The organism is Pseudomonas sp. J452 (assembly GCF_024666525.1).
Lineage (GTDB): Bacteria > Pseudomonadota > Gammaproteobacteria > Pseudomonadales > Pseudomonadaceae > Aquipseudomonas.
Genome location: NZ_CP088294.1, coordinates 1,350,364 through 1,369,666 on the forward strand (window position 1 = coordinate 1,350,364; position 19,303 = coordinate 1,369,666).

A 19,303-nucleotide genomic window follows, 5' to 3' on the forward strand; every position below is an offset into this window, starting at 1 on the left:
AGCGCCAGCCATCCCTACTCTTATAAAAGAAGCTGTCGACCATGTCTTCCGTGCCCTCCAGCGCTGCGCCCGCGGCGCGCCCGTTGAACCGTAGCGATTACAAGACCCTGTCGCTGTCCGCCCTCGGCGGTGCGCTGGAGTTCTACGACTTCATCATCTTCGTGTTCTTCACGGCGGTGCTCAGCAAGCTGTTCTTCCCCGCCGACATGCCCGAGTGGCTGCGCCAGCTGCAGACCTTCGGCATTTTCGCCGCCGGCTACCTGGCGCGGCCGCTGGGCGGCATCGTCCTGGCGCACTTTGGCGATCTGCTCGGGCGCAAGCGCATGTTCACCCTGAGCATCTTCCTGATGGCCGTGCCGACCCTGCTCATGGGTTTGCTGCCGACCTACGCGCAAATTGGCATCTGGGCGCCGCTGGCGCTGCTGGTGCTGCGCGTGGTGCAGGGCGCGGCGATTGGCGGCGAAGTGCCGGGGGCCTGGGTGTTCGTCGCCGAGCACGTGCCGCCGCGGCACATCGGCTTCGCCTGCAGCACCCTGACAGCTGGTCTGACCGTGGGCATCCTGCTCGGTTCGCTGACGGCCAGCCTGATCAACCGGGTGTTCAGCCCGGAAGAGCTGATGGCCTATGCCTGGCGCATCCCGTTCCTGGTCGGTGGCCTGTTCGGCCTGATTGCCATGTACTTGCGCCGCTGGCTGCACGAGACTCCGGTGTTCGCCGAGATGCAGCTGCGCCAGACCCTGGCCGCCGAGCTGCCGCTGAAGACCGTGGTACGCGAGCATCGCCCGGCGGTGATCCTGTGCATGCTGCTGACCTGGGTGCTGTCGGCCGGCATCGTCGTGGTCATCCTGATGACCCCGACCCTGCTGCAGACCCTGCATGGCTTCAAGCCGGCCGAGGCGCTGCAGGCCAACAGCCTGGCTATCGTCTGCCTGAGCATCGGCTGCGTGCTGGCTGGCTGGCTGGCGGATCGCCTCGGTGCCGGGCGAGTGTTCGTCGGTGGCGGCCTGTTGCTGCTGCTCAGCTCCTGGACTTTCTACAACAGCCTGGCCAGCCACCCCGAGCTGCTGCTGCCGCTGTATGCCCTGGCCGGTCTGTGCGTGGGCATGATCGGCGCCATCCCGCTGGTGATGGTCAGCGCCTTCCCGGCGCTGGTGCGCTTCTCCGGGCTGTCGTTCTCCTACAACCTGGCCTACGCCATCTTCGGCGGGCTGACGCCGATCCTGGTCAGCCTGTTATTGAAGTGGAGCCCGCTGGGCCCGGCCTACTATGTCGGCGCCCTGTGCCTGCTGTTCATGCTGATCGGTGGCTGGCTGTGGCAGCGCCAGCCACAGGCCGCGACCTGAGCGGCAGAAGCACAGAAAAAGGCCCGTTCGCGGGCCTTTTCAGTTTTTCGCCCGCTTTAATCTAATTGTCACAATCCCTTCATAGAGTGTTCATACGGCCTGCAGATACTTGGCCCCGTTCAATCCAACACTAGTTTTCCAGGAGCAAGGCATGAAACTGAAGCGTTTGATGGCGGCCATGACTTTCGTCGCCGCTGGCGTGAGCGCCGCCACTGCGGTAGCCGCTATCGACCCGGCTCTGCCGACCTATGAAAAGACTTCCGGTGTATCGGGCAACCTGTCCAGCGTCGGCTCCGACTCCCTGGCCAACCTGATGACCCTGTGGGCTGAAGAGTTCAAGAAGGCCTACCCGAACGTCAACATCCAGATCCAGGCCGCCGGTTCCTCCACCGCGCCGCCCGCTCTGACCGAAGGCACCGCCAACATGGGCCCGATGTCCCGCGCCATGAAGGACAACGAGCTGCAGGCTTTCGAAGAGAAGTACGGCTACAAGCCGACTGCCATTCCGGTAGCCATCGACGCCCTGGCCGTGTTCGTGCACAAGGACAACCCGATCAAGTCGCTGGACATCGCTCAGGTCGACGCCATCTTCTCCGGCACCCGCCTGTGCGGCGGCGCCAAGGACATCGCTACCTGGGGTGAGCTGGGTCTGACCGGCGAGTGGGCGAACAAGCCGATTCAGCTGTTCGGTCGCAACTCGGTATCTGGCACCTACGGTTACTTCAAGGAAGAAGCCCTGTGCAAAGGCGACTTCAAGCCGAACGTCAACGAGCAGCCGGGTTCGGCTTCCGTGGTCCAGTCGATCTCCAGCACCCTGAACGCCATCGGCTACTCGGGCATCGGCTACAAGACCTCCAGCGTACGTGCCGTACCGCTGTCGAAGAAAGGCGGCGAAGCCTTTGAAGCCAACGAAGCCAACGCCCTGGCTGGCAAGTTCCCGCTGTCGCGCTTCTTCTACGTCTACGTCAACAAGGCGCCGAACAAGCCGCTGAGCCCGCTGGACGCCGAGTTCGTCAAGCTGGTGCTGTCCAAGCAAGGTCAGGAAGTGGTGGTGAAGGATGGTTACATCCCGCTGCCGAGCAAAGTGGTCGAGAAGACCATGAAGGAACTGGGTCTGTAATACAGCCCGGCAGTGCCGGCGGGCCACAAGCCCACCGCACAACCCGCAGCGCCCGCTACTCTTTGGAGTCGCGGGCGTTGTTGCGTCACCCGACTGTAATCTTTCTGTCACACAAGGCGGATAGATTTAGGCTCCTGCTCAAATCAGGGGTGCGCGTGCGCAACCGCCCAGAGAATTTCGCATGAACGACTTGGCCAACGACTCCATGACCGCTTCCTCGAACAACAGCCAACGGCTGGACTTCAACACCCCGGCCCTGCTGCGCAAGCGCCGCATCCGCGCGCTCAAGGACCGCCTGGCGCGCTGGTACGTGTCCATCGGTGGCTTGGCCGTGCTGGGTGCGATCACCCTGATCTTCTTCTATCTGGCCCATGTGGTGCTGCCGATGTTCGCCGGCGCCGAGCTGGAGGCGCGCAAGGCCCAGCAGCCAGCCTGGCTGGCCGGGCAGGGCGAGGCCCTGTTGCTGGCTGTGGAAGAGCAGAACAAGGTGGCCATGCGCCTCAGCCGCACCGGCCAGGTGCAGTTCTTCGAAGTCAAGGACAGCACTGCCCTGAAGAATTACCAGCTGGCCCTGCCGGCAGGCGCCAGCATCAGCTCGGTGAGCCAGGACCAACCCGGCAGCCGCCGTGTGGTGCTCGGTCTATCCACTGGCCAGGTGCTGGTGTTCCAGCACGACTACAAGGTCAGCTACCCGGACAACGTCAAGACCATCACCCCGGTCATCTCCTATCCCTTCGGTGAAACGCCGCTGAGCCTGGATAGCCAGGGCCGTGCCCTGGAGCACGTGACGCTCAGCCAGAACGGCGAGACCCTGATGCTCAGCGCCTCCACCGGTGCCGAGCTGCATGTGCTGTCGATCACCCGCGAAGAGAACATGCTGACCGGGGAAACCACCCAGAACGAGGAACGCATCGCCCTGCCGCAGATCGCCGAGCCGATCAAGGCGCTGGTCATCGATCCGCGACAGATGTGGCTGTACGTGATCAACGGCAAGGCCACTGCGGATGTCTTCGACCTGCGCAGCAAGGCCCTCAATGGCCGCTACAAGCTGCTCGAGGGCGAAGCCGAGGTGACCACGGTGACCCAGCTGCTCGGCGGCATCTCGCTGATGGTCGGCGACAGCAAGGGCGGCATCGCCCAGTGGTTCATGGTCCGCGACAGCGACGGCAAGGCCGAACTGACGCGCATCCGTGACTTCCAGCTGGCCGATAGCGCGGTTATCCAGATCCTCCCGGAAGAACGTCGCAAAGGTTTCCTCGCCCTGGATGCCGCCGGCACCCTGGGTATTTTCCACAGCACCGCGCACCGCACCCTGCTCACCGAGCAGGTCGCCGAGGGCGCCGGTGTGGCGGCACTGTCACCGCGCGCCAACCGCGTGCTGGTCGAGTCCCAGGGCCAGGTTCAGCGTTTCGTGGTCGACAACCCGCACCCGGAGATTTCCTGGAGCGCACTGTGGGGCAAGGTCTGGTACGAGAGCTATGACGAGCCGAAATACGTCTGGCAGTCGACCTCGGCCAACACCGACTTCGAGCCCAAGCTGAGCCTGTCGCCGCTGACCTTCGGCACCCTCAAGGCGGCCTTCTACGCCATGCTGCTAGCCGCGCCGCTGGCCATCTGCGCGGCGATCTACACCGCCTACTTCATGGCCCCGGCCATGCGCCGCAAGGTCAAGCCGGTGATCGAGCTGATGGAGGCGCTGCCAACGGTGATTCTCGGCTTCTTCGCCGGCCTGTTCCTCGCACCCTATGTGGAAGGCCACCTGCCGGGCATCTTCAGCCTGCTGTTGCTCACGCCGATCGGCATCCTGCTCGCCGCCTATGGCTGGAGCCGCCTGCCGGAGAAGATCCGTCTGCTGATCCCGGATGGCTGGGAAGCGGCGCTGCTGATTCCGGTGATCCTGCTGATCGGTGCCGGTTCGCTGGGCATGAGCGGTCACCTGGAAAACTGGTTCTTCGGCGGCGACATGCGCCTGTGGATCAGCAATGACCTGGGTATCGCCTTCGACCAGCGCAACGCCCTGGTGGTCGGCCTGGCCATGGGCTTCGCGGTGATCCCGAACATCTACTCGATCGCCGAAGACGCCGTGTTCAGCGTACCGAAGAGCCTGACCTTCGGTTCCCTGGCCCTCGGCGCCACGCCCTGGCAGACCCTGACTCGTGTGGTGATCCTCACCGCCAGCCCGGGCATCTTCTCGGCGCTGATGATCGGTATGGGCCGTGCGGTCGGCGAAACCATGATCGTGCTGATGGCCACCGGCAACACGCCGATCATGGAAATGAACATCTTCGAAGGCCTGCGCACCCTGGCCGCCAACGTGGCGGTGGAAATGCCGGAGTCGGAAGTCGGCAGTACCCACTACCGCGTGCTGTTCCTCGCCGCGCTGGTGCTGCTGAGTTTCACCTTCGTGATGAACACACTGGCGGAGATGATCCGTACCCGCCTGCGCAAGAAATACGCGTCGCTCTGAGAGCTGGGAAGGTAGATGTCCGTGAAAACCAAAGAGCAAAACCTCAAGTCCTGGTTCAAGAGTGGCGCGCCGTGGGTGTGGATGACCGCCGGTGGCGTGTCCATCGCGGTGATCATGACCATCGGCCTGCTGGCCGTGATCGCCACCCGCGGCCTCGGCCACTTCTGGCCGGCCGACGTGATCGAGGCCGATTACCAGGTGCCGGGCGAAGCGCCGCGCGTTCTCGCCGGTGAGCTGGTGCAGAAAGAGGAAGTGCCGCGCGCACGCCTGGCCGCTGCCGGCCTGCCGGTGGATGTGAAGGGCGGCGAGTTCATGACCCGCGAGCTGCTCAAGGTCGGCAACCGCGAAGTGTTCGGCGCCGACTTCAGCTGGATCGTGGCCGAGTGGAGCAGCAACCCGCGCACCCCGGCCAACCTGCTGGTCATGGAGCGCCGCGAGTGGGGCAACTTCTATGGCTACCTGGTCAACGTCAAGCAGAGCGGCGAGCTGGTCGCCGAGGGTGACGCTGCCTGGGATGAGCTGCAACAGCGCATCATCCGCATCGACGAGCTGCACGCGCAGATCGCCAAGCTGGAGAAGAAGGACATCGGCCGCATCAACGCCGGCCTCGAGCGCCTGCGCCTGCAGACCCGTCGCCTGGAGCTGGACGGCCAGCTGGATGCCACTGCCCAGGCTGACCTGGATGCCCAGCGTGCCGAGTGGGATGCCCAGTACAAGGTGCTGGAAGCCCAGCTGATCGAACTCAACACGGCGTTCAACCGCGACAGCGTGACGCTGAAGACGGTCGACGGCCGTGAGGTGGAAATCAGCCTGGGCAAGGTGGTGCGTGCCTTCCAGCCGAACGCCATGGGCACCTTCGACAAGCTCGGCTTCTACTTCGCCAAGCTGTGGGAGTTCGTCAGCGACGAGCCGCGTGAGGCCAACACCGAGGGCGGCATCTTCCCGGCCATCTTCGGCACGGTGATGATGACCCTGATCATGGCGGTGATCGTTACCCCGTTCGGCGTGCTGGCGGCCATCTACCTGCGCGAGTACGCCAAGCAGGGGCCGATGACCCGCATCATCCGCATCGCCGTGAACAACCTGGCCGGCGTCCCGGCGATCGTCTACGGCGTGTTCGGCCTGGGCTTCTTCGTCTATGTGCTGGGCGGCTCGATCGACAGCCTGTTCTTCGCCGAAGCGGCGCCGGCGCCGACCTTCGGTACCCCCGGTCTGCTGTGGGCTTCGCTGACCCTGGCGATCCTCGCCGTGCCGGTGGTGATCGTCGCCACCGAAGAAGGCCTGGCGCGTATCCCGCGGGCCCTGCGCGAAGGTTCCCTGGCCCTCGGCGCGACCAAGGCCGAGACCCTGTGGAAAGTGGTGCTGCCGATGGCCAGCCCGGCCATGATGACCGGCCTGATTCTCGCCGTGGCGCGTGCCGCCGGCGAAGTGGCGCCGCTGATGCTGGTGGGCGTGGTCAAGCTGGCACCGAGCCTGCCGGTAGACGGCAACTACCCGTACCTGCACCTCGACCAGAAGATCATGCACCTGGGCTTCCACATCTACGACGTCGGCTTCCAGAGCCCCAACGTCGAGGCAGCGCGCCCGCTGGTATACGCCACGGCGCTGCTGCTGGTGCTGGTCATCGCCCTGCTCAACCTGAGTGCAGTGTTCATCCGTAACCACCTGCGCGAGAAGTACAAGGCGCTGGATCATTAATCAATTGCGTCGCCCTGGCAGTGGCCGGGGCGGCAGGCATGAATTGTTAGCGTAGGGAGCATCCCATGCAGCACGAAGTACAGACTCACGGCATCAACATGGCGGCCCTCGGTCGCGAGAAGCAGGGCCTCAACCTGGCCCAGGAAACCGTGGCCCTGCAGGTGCCCGGTCTCAATCTGTTCTATGGCGACAAGCAGGCTCTGTTCGACGTCAGCCTGAACATCCCCAAACAGCGTGTCACCGCCTTCATCGGCCCGTCCGGTTGCGGTAAGTCGACCCTGCTGCGCACCTTCAACCGGATGAACGATCTGGTCGACGGCTGCCGCGTGGACGGCCAGATCCTCCTCGACGGCCATGACATCTACAGCAAGAGCGAAGACGTCGCCGAGCTGCGTCGCCGTGTTGGCATGGTGTTCCAGAAGCCCAACCCGTTCCCCAAGAGCATCTACGAGAACGTGGTCTACGGCCTGCGCATCCAGGGCATCAACCAGAAGCGCGTGCTCGACGAAGCAGTGGAGTGGGGCCTGAAGAGCGCCGCCCTGTGGGACGAAGTGAAGGACCGCCTGCACGAATCCGCCCTCGGCCTGTCCGGCGGCCAGCAGCAGCGCCTGGTGATCGCCCGTACCGTGGCGGTGCAGCCGGAAGTGCTGCTGCTCGACGAGCCCTGCTCGGCGCTCGACCCGATCTCCACCCTCAAGGTCGAAGAGCTGATCTACGAGCTGAAGAGCAAGTACACCATCGTCATCGTTACCCACAACATGCAGCAGGCGGCGCGCGTCTCCGACTACACCGCGTTCATGTACATGGGCAAGCTGATCGAGTTCGGTGATACCGATACCCTGTTCACCAATCCGGCCAAGAAGCAGACCGAAGATTACATCACCGGTCGCTACGGCTAGCCCGCCGGCTATGGCAAATCGCGCTGCGCTTCGTCGGCGGCGCTTGCCGTACTAGTTGTACTGTCTGCGCGCCGCCTCCTCGCTCAGCACGATTTTCCAAAGGCCGGCACGTTTCGATAAGCATTCCATCCAGTTTCGCAAGGGCTCGACCATGATCAACAAAGACAGCCTCACCCATCACATCTCCCAGCAGTTCAACGCCGAGCTGGAGGAAGTGCGCAGCCACCTCCTGGCGATGGGCGGCCTGGTCGAGAAGCAGGTCAACGACGCGGTCACCGCGCTGATCGACGCCGACTCGGGCCTGGCCCAGCAGGTGCGCGAGATCGATGACCAGATCAACCAGATGGAGCGCAACATCGACGAGGAATGCCTGCGCATCCTCGCCCGCCGCCAGCCGGCCGCTTCCGACCTGCGCCTGATCATCAGCATCTCCAAGTCGGTGATCGACCTGGAGCGCATCGGCGACGAGTCGGCGAAGATCGCCAAGCGCGCCATCCTGCTGTGCGAGGAAGGCGAAGCGCCGCGTGGTTATGTCGAAGTGCGGCATATCGGCGATCAGGTGCGCAAGATGGTGCAGGAGGCGCTGGACGCCTTCGCCCGCTTCGACGCCGACCTGGCCCTGTCGGTGGCGCAGTACGACAAGACCATCGACCGCGAGTACAAGACCGCCCTGCGCGAGCTGGTCACCTACATGATGGAAGACCCGCGCTCGATCACCCGCGTGCTCAACGTGATCTGGGTGCTGCGCTCGCTGGAACGCATCGGCGACCACGCGCGCAACATCGCCGAACTGGTGATCTACCTGGTGCGCGGTACCGACGTACGGCACATGGGCCTGGCGCGCATGCAGGAAGAAGTGCAGGGCACCGGCAAGACCAAGGAATAAGCGCACTGCAGGGCCGGTCGTCACTCGGGTAATCCCTGAGTGATCGCGGTTGGCCTTGGGCCATCATCCGCGGCTATGCTTGTGAGCATTGTCGCAGGAGTGGCCGATGAGCAAAGTCAGTGTGCTGGTGGTGGACGACGCAACCTTTATCCGTGACCTGGTGAAGAAGGGGCTGCGCGACCATTTCCCCGGTATCCAGATCGAAGAAGCGATCAATGGACGCAAGGCCCAGCAGATGCTGAGCCGGCAGCCGGTCGACCTGATCCTCTGCGACTGGGAAATGCCTGAGCTGTCGGGCCTCGAACTGCTCACCTGGTGCCGCGAGCAGGACAGCCTGAAGATCGTGCCCTTCATCATGGTCACCAGCCGGGGCGACAAGGAAAACGTCGTGCAGGCGATCCAGGCCGGCGTTTCCGACTTCATCGGCAAGCCGTTTTCCAACGAGCAACTGATCACCAAGGTGAAGAAGGCCCTGCACCGTGCCGGCAAGCTGCAGGCCCTGGCCGCCAGCGCGCCGCCGAAGATGCTCAGCACGGGCAGCTTTGCCAATGATTCGCTGACTGCCCTGACCGGCGGTAAGAACGAAGTGGTCAAGCCGGCAGCCAAGGCTGCCGCGCCGGTTGCCGCCGCAGGCTTCGCCAAGCCAGCAGCGGCCGCCAAGCCGGCTGCCGGCAGCGCCCCGGCCGGCCGTGGCCAGGGTCAGCTACGCCTGCCCGGCGGCAACATGGACTGCGTGATCAAGGCCCTGAGCCTCAAGGAGGCACTGCTGGTGGTCAGGCGCGGCGAGCCGTTGCCGCAGGTGCTGGAAAGCGCAGTACTCGACCTGGAGCAGGGCGAGGCCGCCGAAACGGCGCGGCTCAACGGCTATCTGCACGCGGTGGCGGCGCTGGAGCCGAAGCCAGATAGCGAATGGCTGCAGGTCACCTTCAAGTTCGTCGACCGCGATCCACAGAAGCTCGACTACCTGTCGCGCCTGATCGCCCGTGGCAGCGCGCAGAAGCATTTCAGCCCTGGCGCGTAGCCGCATGCAATCCGGGAGGCAGGCCGCTCCGCCCCCGGATTGCATCCGGGCTACGGGTCACCGCGACCGACGGCGGTGAGCCCGGTCACAGCGCGACCCTTCGTGGCTCGCACGTGCTGGCTGGCGCTGCTAGTCTTGCTAACCCCGGATACCCAAAAACCACTCGATCCGTGACAGTCATGCTAGGGCGTTCATTTCTCTTCTGCGCAGCGTTGCTGGCGGCTACCCAGGCCAGCGCACTGACCATCTACAAATACGTCGATGCCAACGGCGTGGTTACCTATAGCGACAAGGCCGTGGCCGGCGCTCAGGTGTTCGTGTTCCGCGATCGCATGATCGAGCGCCTGGACAACCTGGTGAAGCTGGAAACCAAGAAGCACGACGCCGGCGAAACCCTGCTGATCCGCAATGACCTCTACGCCCCGGTAGAGATCGAGCTGAGCCTGAACAAGGTGGTCAATGCCACGGGCGCACCGGAACAGCCGATCCGCTGGGTGCTGCCACCGCGCAGCAAGATCCGCCTGGCCACCCTGGCGCCCCTCGACGCCGCTAAACCGATGAGCTACAAGCCGCGCCTGCGCTACGCCATGGGCGACCCACGGCTGCAGCCGCTGCTCTATCGCTACCCGCTGCCCTGGCGTGGTGGGCCGTTCAAGCTGACCCAGGGCGCCAACGGCAAGTACAGCCACTTCACACCGCGCGGGCGCTATGCCCTGGATATCGCCATGCCGCAGGGCACGCCGATCGTCGCCGCGCGTGGCGGGGTGGTGGTGAAAACCGAGAACCAGCAGAGCGGGCGCGGCAACAACCCGTCCGGCAACTTCGTGCGCATCCTGCATGACGACGGCACCATGGGCGTCTACCTGCACCTGCTGCGCGGTTCGGTAAGCGTGCAGGAGGGCCAGCGGGTCGAAACCGGCAGCCACCTGGCGAACTCCGGCAACACCGGCAACAGCACCGGCCCGCACCTGCACTTCGTGGTGCAGCGCAATGTCGGCCTGGCCCTGGAATCGATTCCGTTCAACTTCGCCCAACCGGTCGACAGCCTGCCCAACTTCGCCGTGGGCGGCGAGTAGTCGGACTGGCGCGCTGCTCGATTTGCGGCAATGCTGGAGGTTGGCGCTTGCAGTCCCCCGAGAGTGGCGCCGAGTCGAGGAAGCCAATCTGCTCATGCGCCTGTTGAGTCTGCTGTTCTGCCTGCTGGCTACGCTGAGTTGCGTAGCTGCCCCACTCGAACTCACCGACGACCGCCCGGCGGTGCGCCTGACCGCCCAGTTGGAGTACCTGCTGCCCAGTCAGGAGCTGGACTTTGTCGGCGCCAGTCAGGCCAAAGGCTGGCGCCCCTTGGATGGCGCTTCATCGAGTCTCGGTTTCAAGACTGGAACGATGTGGATGCGTCTGGCTGTGGACAATCGCTCGTCGCAAAGCGACTGGCGCCTGTTGCTGGAGTGGCCGGTTCTCGATCTGATCGAACTGCGTACCTTCGACCCGGCCAGCGGCCGCTGGGGTCCGCTATTTGCAGCGGGGGACCATTTGCCGTTGGACGCCTGGCCCGAGCGCAGCCGACAGCCGCTGTTCCCCCTGCTGCTCGCCCCCGGCGAGGGGCGCTGGATCTACCTGCGTCTGCACAGCGAGGAGATCCTGGTGGCGCCCATGCAACTGCTCACGGCTGAGGCCTTCCAGCGCCAGGAACTGACGCAGCGCACCCTGTTCGGGTTGTTCTTCGGGGCGATGCTGGCCGTGCTGCTGTACAACGCCAACCTCTATCTGTTCGCCGGCGGCAGCAGCCATGTCTGGTACAGCCTCTATCTGCTTGGGGTGGTGGTCTACGAACTGAGTCTGAGCGGTTTCGGCGTGCTCCATCTGTGGCCGCAGTTGGGGCGTCCGGCGGGGCTGATCTACTTCGCCTCGGCGAGCTTGAGCTTTCTGGCCGCGACCCTGTTCATGCGCAGCTTCCTGCGCATTCCGCAGTACGGCGGTTGGGTGTTGTGGGCCAACAACCTGCTGCTGGTCTACTGGGGCGTGGTTCTGGTGCTGTTGCTAGTGCTGCAGCGCCCACAATTGCTGCACAGTCTCGGCGTCTTCCCGGTGGCACTGCTGTACTGCCTGGTGACTCTGGCCACGGCCTTCAGCCTGTGGCGTCGCGGCAATCGTTCGGCGCGGCTGTTCGCTGCTGCCTGGGGGTTCCTGATCATCTGCACGACTGTGCATGTGGCGGCCCTGCTGGGCATGCTGCCGGTGAACGTGCTGACTCTGCACATCCAGACGTTCGGCTTCTTCGCCGAGTTTATCCTGCTCTCGGTCGCGCTGGTCGACCGCGTCAATGGCGAGCGGGCGGCGCGCATGGCGGCGCAGAACGAACTGATCGGCGAGCGCGAGGCGCGTCTGGCCAGCCAGCAGCAGCTGCTAGACGAACAGGCCCGGCTCAACGAGGAACTGGAGCTCAGGGTGCAGGCGCGCACCGTCGAGCTGCAGCAGTCGACGCGAGAACTGGCCGAGGCCAATTCCGTGCTGACCCGCCTGAGCAACACCGACGCGCTGACTCAACTGGCCAACCGACGTCACTGCGACCAGCAGTTGGCACAGCAGGACAACATCCGGCTGGCGGTGCTGGTGCTCGATATCGACCACTTCAAGCGGATCAACGATGGTTACGGCCATCCCTTCGGCGACCGCTGCATCGCCGCCGTGGCCGAGGTGCTGCGTGGCGGCGCGCGGCGTACCGGCGACTTGGCCGCGCGCTATGGCGGCGAGGAGTTCTTGCTGGTGCTGAGTGACGTCGACCTGGCCGGCGCGACGGCCATGGCCGAGCGCATCCGCGCCGAGGTGGCGGCGCTCGACTTGCAGCAGCGTGGCGTTAGCGTTTCGCTGAGCGTGAGCATCGGCCTGGTTCACCACGATGGCCAGGCGCCGTTGCGCATGCAGGCGCTGATCGATGCCGCGGATCAGGCGCTGTACGCGGCCAAGGAGAGTGGGCGCAATCGGGTGTGCATCGCCAACTGACCCTTGGTTGGTGTGCGGCGCCGTCCGGGCCAAGGTGGCCTGACTGCAGAAAGCACTACGCCGCAGGATCGCTGCGGCGTAGGAGTGGGACGGTTCGGCGCGTCAGTCCAGTTTCAGCACTTTGGCCAGGACGATCTTCGGGCCCCTCATCTTCTTGACGATGATGCGCAGGCCCTCGGTTTCCAGCTCCTCTTCCGGCACGCGGTTGAGGCTCTCGTAGACCAGAGCCCGGCCAGGGTCTCGGCCTCGATATGGTCGATGCCGAGCAGGCGCTCGATTTTGAACAGCGGGGTGTCGCCGCGCACCAGCAGCTTGCCCGGCTGGTAGGCGAGGATGGCGCGCTTGGCCTTGTGGTGTTCGTCCTGGATATCGCCGACCAGGGCTTCCAGCACGTCTTCCATGGTCAGGAAGCCGATCACCTTGCCGTCGGCCTGGCCCTGGAATCGATTCCGTTCAACTTCGCCCAACCGGTCGACAGCCTGCCCAACTTCGCCGTCGGCGGCGAGTGAGCAACGCCAGGCTGTCGGTTGTCGATTCGGGGTGAACAGGCTTTAGGCGCAGTCTTATCGACCCCGTCATGGGTGCGTTCTGCACCTTGGGTCCCACCTGTCAGCTCACGCAGCCGCCGACCCCGCCAGCCGGAGTTAGCCGCTGCCCTGCTCAGCGAGCGGGCAGCGGCTCGTGCCTCTCTCGCCCTACTGCAACTTGCGCAGGATGAAGTTGGTGAGGCTTTCCTCGGTGCTGGCTATCTTCAGCGCCGGCACTATGAACCCAGCCTTCAGCCCGACTGCCCGGGCCTGATCACGCAGGGTGCGGGCATGGTAGGGGTGGTGGTAGAGGATGCCGGTGCTGGTCGGTGCCGTGACCGGTACGCCGTCGGTGGCGACCCAGATCTCCGGGTCGCCGGCGTCCATCATGTGCAGGAAGTCCACTTCCTGGCGGTAGGCCACGGTGCTGGAGCGGTACAGATCGGCCGTGCTGCGGACGCCGTAGAAGTTTGGCCCGCTGCTGCCCATATCCTCCACCGACCAGTTGTACTGGGCGAACACCTGCTCCCAACCGATGACATCCATGGTGGATTGAGTCTGGCTCGCCGCCGCGCCGCGAACGCGGGTGGACTGCTGCTCCACCGGGTCGGTACTGCTGAGGTTGGCCATGTCGTCGTGGAAGGCCAGCCACAGCGCGATGCTGGCGCCGGCGGAGCTGCCGAGCAGTACCACGCGCTGCGGGTCGATGTTGTAGCGCGTGTCCTGCTTCAGGTACTGCAGCGCACGCTGGGCGCCGCGCAACGACTTGATCAGGCCCACCGTCTCGCCGCTCTTGCTGATCAGCGGATAGTTGATGCTGGCGAATGCGGCGCCTTTGGCCAGCAGGGCCTTGATCAGCTTCTGGTTGCTACTGCTGTAGGCGTCTTCCTTGGCGCCGGAGGAGAAACCGCCGCCGTGAATGAAGATCGCCAGCGGCGTGCGCGTCTTGCTGTTGTAGGCGCTCTTGGGCAGGAAGATGTCGAAGCGGTGACGGGTATCTGCACCGTAGGCAGCGTTCTTCACGAAGTAGGCGTTGTTGCCGTCCAGGGTGAAGGGTGGGGTGCTGGTTGGCAGGGTGCTGCTCGACACGCTGGGCGCTTCGGCTGGTGGCGGGCTCTCTGCAGCGTCCCGGTTCAGGCGTTCCTCCAGCAGCTCGCGCAGGCGCTGGGAGGTGTCGGATGCGGCAGAGGCTGAAGGTGTGGCGAGTGTGGCGCCGAGTAGAGTGAGCAGGGCGGCACAGGTGGCGCGGCGAAGGCGGTGCGCAGGGTGACGAACAGTGTGGGTCATGACGGTCTCGGTATTCTGAGAACCGCTCAATCGAGGTACATCTCTTCCACGAGTTGCGACTGCATCCAGGCTGATACTTCGAAGCGGCTGGGCTTAAGGAATGTCCGGCGAACCCGGACGGGGCGCAGTGTGGGTGTATCAGGGAGTGAAGAAAAGGGCGCAGGCCGCATATTTTTAGCGTCAAAATTCAGTTATTTCGCAACTTTATAGTCCAGAAAGTGCCATTACTGGCGCATTGCCGGCAGAGCGCAGCGACTGCTGTTTCGACTTATGCCAAATGGTTATTGGCGTTTTGGCGGCATAAATTTGACGAAATCGGAATTCCGCATCCGTTCTGCCTGCTTCTTGTACAGGCAGCTAACGGACAGGCGGTAGTCAATGCGCGGCCATACCCTGAGCGGCGGCATGCTCAACGGCTCGAGCTGCCGCCGATTGACCTCGCGCCGTGGCGGCGCTCAGTCCAGTTTCAGCACCTTGGCCAGGACGATCTTCGGGCCCTTCATCTTCTTGACGATGATGCGCAGGCCTTCGGTCTCCAGCACCTCTTCCTCTTCCGGCACCCGGTTGAGGCTCTCGTAGACCAGCCCAGCCAGGGTTTCCGCCTCGATATGGTCGAGGTCGATGCCGAGCAGGCGTTCGATCTTGAACAGCGGGGTGTCGCCGCGCACCAGCAGCTTGCCCGGCTGGTAGGCGAGGATGCCGCGTTCGGCCTTGTGGTGTTCGTCCTGGATATCGCCGACCAGGGCCTCCAGCACGTCTTCCATGGTCAGGAAGCCGATCACCTTGCCATCAGCCTCCTCGACCAGGGCGAAATGCGCGCCACCCTGGCGGAACTGTTCCAGCAGGCTGGACAGCGGCATGTGCTTGGTCACCCGCTCCAGCGGGTGCAGCAACTCGACGAGCTTGAACTTGGACGGCAGCATTTCCAGCAACGACAGCTGCAGCAGCAGGTCCTTGATATGCAGCAGGCCGATGAAGTGGCCGGCTTCCTCGTCGTACACCGGGAAGCGGCTGTACTTGTGGCGGCGGAACAGGCTGAACACTTCATCCAGCTGGGCGTCGCTGTTGAGGTAGACCAGGTCTTCACGCGAGTTGGCCCAGTCGACCACTTCCAGTTCGCCCATTTCCACGGCCGAGGCCAGTACACGCATGTCCTGGTCGCTGGGGTCGCTGGCGCGGCTGGAGTGGAGGATCAGTTTGAGCTCGTCGCGGCTGTAGTGATGCTCGTGGTGTGGCCCCGGCTCGCCCTGGCCGGCAAAGCGCAGGATGGCGTTGGCGCTGGCGTTGAGCAGGAAGATCGCCGGGTACATGGCCCAGTAGAACAGGTACAGCGGCACGGCCGTCCACAGCGACAGCAGTTCCGGCTTGCGGATCGCCCAGGACTTCGGTGCCAGCTCGCCGACCACGATATGCAGGTAGGAAATGATGAAGAAGGCGAAGAAGAAGGCTATGCCGTGGACCAGCTTCTCCGACTCGATGCCGAGCATGCCCAGCAGTGGCGTGAGCAGTTCGGCAAAGGCCGGCTCGCCGACCCAGCCGAGGCCCAGCGAGGCCAGGGTGATGCCCAGCTGGCAGGCCGACAGGTAGGCGTCGAGCTGGTTGTGCACAGTGCGCAGGATCTGCCCACGCCAGCCGTTCTGCTCGGCGATGGCCTCGACCTTGGTCGAGCGCAGCTTGACCATGGCGAACTCGGCGGCGACGAAGAAACCGTTGAGCAGAACGAGAAACAGGGCGAACAGGACAAGGCCAATATCGGCGAAGAGGGCGGAGCTGGAGAGACTAGAGGAAGGGTCCATGGGGGCTTTGGTTGGCGAATGACCGCTAAAGGGTGGCGGCTGGCGCCGACGATTGCAAGTCGGCGACCAGGCGCAGGGGTGTCAGCTGCGGCGAATGACCTGCTGCGCCGGGAAGTGACAGGTGAAGGTGCTGCCCTTGCCGGGCACGCTGGCGATGTCCAGGCGGGCGCGATGGCGCAGCAGTACGTGCTTGACGATGGCCAGGCCGATACCGGTGCCGCCGGTGTTGCTGGCCCGGCTGGAGTCGACCCGGTAGAAGCGCTCGGTCAGGCGTGGCAGGTGCTTGGCCTCGATGCCGGGGCCGTTGTCGCTCACGCTGAAGTGCCCGCCTTGTTCGTCGCCCCACCAGCGGATGCGGATCTCGCCTTCGGCCGGGGTGTACTTCACCGCGTTGAACACCAGGTTGGAGAAGGCGCTGCGCAGTTCCGTCTCGCTGCCCTTGAGCTTGAGATGGGCATCGGCTTCCAGGCTGATCCGGTGATGCTTGGCCGCAGAGAGCGCCTGGGCGTCGTTCTTGATGCTCAGTAGCAGCAGGTCGACGGCTATCGGCTGGTTGTCCGAGGGGTAGTCGGTGGCTTCCAGCTTGGCCAGCAGGAGCAGGTCATTCAGCAGGTTCTGCATGCGTGCGCCTTGCTGCTGCATCTGCTGCAGCGCGCGCAGCCAGCGCGGATTGACCTCCTCGACGTTGTCCAGCAGGGTCTCCAGGTAGCCGGCAATCACCGTCAGCGGGGTGCGCAGCTCGTGGGAGACGTTGGCGACGAAATCCTTGCGCATCTGTTCCAGCTGATACAGACGGGTGACGTCGCGTACCAGCATCAGGTGCTCGCGGTTGCCGTACTGGGTGATCTGCAGCTGCAGGCGCAGGTGATCGTTGATCGGCGAGGGCAGCTCCAGGGCCTCCTGGTAATTGCCCTGCTCGAAGTATTCCTTGAAGCGCGGGTGGCGCAGCAGGTTGCTGATCGACTGGCCGCTGTCCTGCGGTGTCTTCAGGCCCAGCAGGGTTTCCGCGGCACGGTTCCACCACTCCAGGTTGCCGTCGCTGTCGAGCATGATCACCGCGTCGCGCAAGGCGGAGGTGGATTCCTGCACGCGGTCGATCACCGCCTGCAGGCGGCCGCGCACGCGCTGGTCGCGGCGTTGCAGGTGATAGATGTTGTCGAACACCTCGCCCCACAGGCCATAGCCTTCGGGTGGCGCCTCGTCCGGCTGGCGATGGCGCAGCCAGTGGTGCAGACGCAGCAGTTGCTTGACGTGCCAGGCCAGGTAGGCGCCGAGGCCGAGCACCAGGGCCCAGGCATACTCGCCGCTGATCAGCCCGAGCAGGGCACAGCAGGTCACTAGCAACAACAGGTGGCGCACTACGGCACCACGCCAGTTCTGGTTCACCTAGCGCATCCTTTCATTTACTGCAGCAAAGCCGGTTTCAGCTTTTGGTGGAGAAACGATAACCGGTGCCGCGTACCGTTTGAACGAGATTTTCGTAGGCCTCGCCCAGGGCCTTGCGCAGGCGGCGGATGTGCACGTCGACGGTGCGTTCTTCCACATACACGTTGCCGCCCCAGACCTGGTCGAGCAGCTGGCCACGGGTGTAGGCGCGCTCCTGGTGGGTCATGAAGAATTGCAGCAGGCGGTATTCGGTGGGGCCCATCTCGGCCGGCTTGCCGTCGATGGTGACGCGGTGGCTGATCGGGTCGAGCAGCAGGCCGCCGACTTCGATCGGCGATTCGCCGTCATTCGGCGCGGCGCGGCGCAGCACGGCCTTGAGCCGGGCCACCAGCTCGCGCGGCGAGAAGGGCTTGGTGATGTAGTCGTCGGCGCCGACTTCCAGGCCCTGGATCTTGTTGTCCTCTTCGCCCTTGGCGGTGAGCATGATGATCGGGATGTCGTCGGTCAGCTCGTCGCGCTTGAGCCGGCGCGCCAGCTCGATGCCGCTGGTGCCGGGCAGCATCCAGTCGAGCAGGATCAGGTCGGGCTTGCGGTCGACGATCAGGGCGTGGGCCTGCTGGGTGTTTTCCGCTTCCATGCAGTCGTAGCCAGCCATTTCCAGCGCCACTGCGATCATCTCGCGGATCGGCGCTTCGTCGTCAACGATCAGGATGTTCTTGCCAACCATGGGGTCCTGCCTCGGTTCATCTGTCTTGCGCCGCATTAGATAACGGAATTATTGCAGCGATGTGACAGCCAGGAGTCCCAGGCTAGCGCAATGCGTAATCCAGCACGATGCCCAACAGGATAGCCAGTCCAGCCCAGTGGTTGTGCAGGAAGGCGGCGAAGCAGGCTTGCGGCGCGCGCTCGCGGGTGCTCCAGAACTCCCAGGCGAAGCAGGCGGCGGCGCCAAACAGGCCGAACAGGAACCAGATACCCAGGCTGAAGCGCGCCCCGGCCATGGCCAGGCACAGCAGGGCCAGACCCTGCAGGGTGAGGATGATCACCCGGTCGGCCTCGCCGAAGAGGATGGCGGTGGATTTGACGCCGATCTTCAGGTCGTCGTCGCGGTCGGTCATCGCGTAGTAGGTGTCGTAGGCCACCGTCCATAGCAGGTTGGCCAGGTACAGCAGCCAGGCATGGGCGGGTGGCAGCTCGCCGGTGACCGCGCTGAACGCCATCGGCATGCCCCAGGAGAAGGCCGCGCCGAGCACCACCTGCGGGTAGAAGGTGTAGCGCTTCATGAACGGGTAGCAGGCGGCCAGGGCCAGGCCGCCGAACGACAGGAGGATGGTGGTCAGGTTGGTGAACAGCACCAGGATGAAGCTCAAGGCCACCAGCACGGCGAACAGGGTCAGCGCCTCGCGCACGCTGATCTTTCCGCTGGCCAGCGGGCGCGCCTGGGTGCGGGCGACGTGGCCGTCGAAGTGGCGGTCGGCATAGTCGTTGATCACGCAGCCGGCGGCGCGCATTAGCAGCACGCCGACCACGAAGATGAACAGCAGCTTGAAGTCCGGCATCCCTTTGCTCGCCACCCACAGGGCCCACAGGGTCGGCCACAGCAGCAGGTAGATGCCGATCGGCTTGTCCAGGCGCATCAGCTGGATGAAGTCCCAGGCGCGTGGGTGCAGGCGGTTCAGCGATTGCAGCAGGGTGGTGTACATCGACGGCTCTCCGGGCGAAGTGGGCCGATTATACGGGGCCGGGCGCTGCCGACTATCGGGCGCTACGTTGGCTGGATCACGCTTTGCCGCTCGGGGCCGGCGGCGTGCGCCCAGTAAGGTAGCTCGGACTTCAGTCCGGGAGGATTGGCGGTGCCCCGGACTGAAGT

14 protein-coding genes and 2 pseudogenes are annotated in these 19,303 nt (G+C 64.5%); 10 read left to right on the forward strand and 6 right to left on the reverse strand.

What is annotated here, in order from left to right; translation table 11 throughout:
• Positions 1–41: 41 nt before the first annotated feature.
• The 9 genes from LRS11_RS06050 (at position 42) to LRS11_RS06090 (ending at position 12,437) form a co-directional block, all read left to right on the forward strand.
• The gene (locus LRS11_RS06050; RefSeq protein ID WP_260495985.1) at positions 42–1,343 is read left to right on the forward strand and encodes an MFS transporter; all 1,302 of its coding nucleotides are present in this window, start codon (positions 42–44) and stop codon (positions 1,341–1,343) included.
• A 151-nt stretch (positions 1,344–1,494) separates the two neighbouring features.
• Positions 1,495–2,463 (forward strand): phosphate ABC transporter substrate-binding protein PstS, encoded by a 969-nt coding sequence (locus tag LRS11_RS06055; protein WP_260495986.1) that lies wholly within the window; start codon positions 1,495–1,497, stop codon positions 2,461–2,463.
• A 493-nt stretch (positions 2,464–2,956) separates the two neighbouring features.
• Positions 2,957–4,930, forward strand: a complete 1,974-nt coding sequence (locus tag LRS11_RS06060; protein WP_260496869.1) for an ABC transporter permease subunit — start codon at positions 2,957–2,959, stop codon at positions 4,928–4,930.
• A gap of 81 nt (positions 4,931–5,011) precedes the next feature.
• A complete protein-coding gene (gene pstA, locus LRS11_RS06065; RefSeq protein ID WP_409519804.1) occupies positions 5,012–6,628 on the forward strand; it encodes a phosphate ABC transporter permease PstA in 1,617 nt (538 codons plus the stop codon).
• A gap of 65 nt (positions 6,629–6,693) precedes the next feature.
• On the forward strand, positions 6,694–7,527 hold the full coding sequence (gene pstB, locus LRS11_RS06070) for a phosphate ABC transporter ATP-binding protein PstB (protein WP_260495988.1): 834 nt from the start codon (positions 6,694–6,696) through the stop codon (positions 7,525–7,527).
• Between the two features lie 151 nt (positions 7,528–7,678).
• Positions 7,679–8,413 (forward strand): phosphate signaling complex protein PhoU, encoded by a 735-nt coding sequence (gene phoU / locus LRS11_RS06075; RefSeq protein ID WP_260495989.1) that lies wholly within the window; start codon positions 7,679–7,681, stop codon positions 8,411–8,413.
• 106 nt (positions 8,414–8,519) lie between these two features.
• Positions 8,520–9,434, forward strand: coding sequence for a response regulator (locus LRS11_RS06080; RefSeq protein WP_260495990.1), 915 nt, complete (start codon positions 8,520–8,522; stop codon positions 9,432–9,434).
• Between the two features lie 179 nt (positions 9,435–9,613).
• Positions 9,614–10,510 (forward strand): peptidoglycan DD-metalloendopeptidase family protein, encoded by an 897-nt coding sequence (locus LRS11_RS06085; RefSeq protein ID WP_260496870.1) that lies wholly within the window; start codon positions 9,614–9,616, stop codon positions 10,508–10,510.
• 94 nt (positions 10,511–10,604) lie between these two features.
• The gene (locus tag LRS11_RS06090; RefSeq protein ID WP_260495991.1) at positions 10,605–12,437 is read left to right on the forward strand and encodes a diguanylate cyclase; all 1,833 of its coding nucleotides are present in this window, start codon (positions 10,605–10,607) and stop codon (positions 12,435–12,437) included.
• 102 nt (positions 12,438–12,539) lie between these two features.
• Here LRS11_RS06090 and LRS11_RS06095 read toward each other — a convergent pair.
• Positions 12,540–12,871 (reverse strand): annotated as a pseudogene (locus LRS11_RS06095) (transporter associated domain-containing protein); the annotation flags it as partial.
• Here LRS11_RS06095 and LRS11_RS22440 point away from each other — a divergent pair.
• Positions 12,863–12,946 (forward strand): annotated as a pseudogene (locus tag LRS11_RS22440) (hypothetical protein); the annotation flags it as partial. The pseudogenes LRS11_RS06095 and LRS11_RS22440 sit on opposite strands and share 9 nt — an antisense overlap.
• 186 nt (positions 12,947–13,132) lie before the next feature.
• Here LRS11_RS22440 and LRS11_RS06100 read toward each other — a convergent pair.
• The 5 genes from LRS11_RS06100 to ubiA all read right to left on the reverse strand — a co-directional run bounded on the left by LRS11_RS06100 (position 13,133) and on the right by ubiA (position 19,136).
• A complete protein-coding gene (locus tag LRS11_RS06100; RefSeq protein WP_260495992.1) occupies positions 13,133–14,251 on the reverse strand; it encodes an alpha/beta hydrolase in 1,119 nt (372 codons plus the stop codon).
• A gap of 455 nt (positions 14,252–14,706) precedes the next feature.
• On the reverse strand, positions 14,707–16,047 hold the full coding sequence (locus tag LRS11_RS06105; RefSeq protein WP_260495993.1) for a hemolysin family protein: 1,341 nt from the start codon (positions 16,045–16,047) through the stop codon (positions 14,707–14,709).
• A gap of 81 nt (positions 16,048–16,128) precedes the next feature.
• Positions 16,129–17,433 (reverse strand): phosphate regulon sensor histidine kinase PhoR, encoded by a 1,305-nt coding sequence (gene phoR / locus LRS11_RS06110; RefSeq protein WP_260495994.1) that lies wholly within the window; start codon positions 17,431–17,433, stop codon positions 16,129–16,131.
• 37 nt (positions 17,434–17,470) lie between these two features.
• Entirely contained in the window at positions 17,471–18,160 is a 690-nt protein-coding gene (gene phoB, locus LRS11_RS06115; protein WP_173211039.1) for a phosphate regulon transcriptional regulator PhoB, read from the reverse strand.
• A gap of 82 nt (positions 18,161–18,242) precedes the next feature.
• A complete protein-coding gene (gene ubiA, locus LRS11_RS06120) occupies positions 18,243–19,136 on the reverse strand; it encodes a 4-hydroxybenzoate octaprenyltransferase (protein ID WP_260495995.1) in 894 nt (297 codons plus the stop codon).
• Between the last annotated feature and the right edge of the window lie 167 nt (positions 19,137–19,303).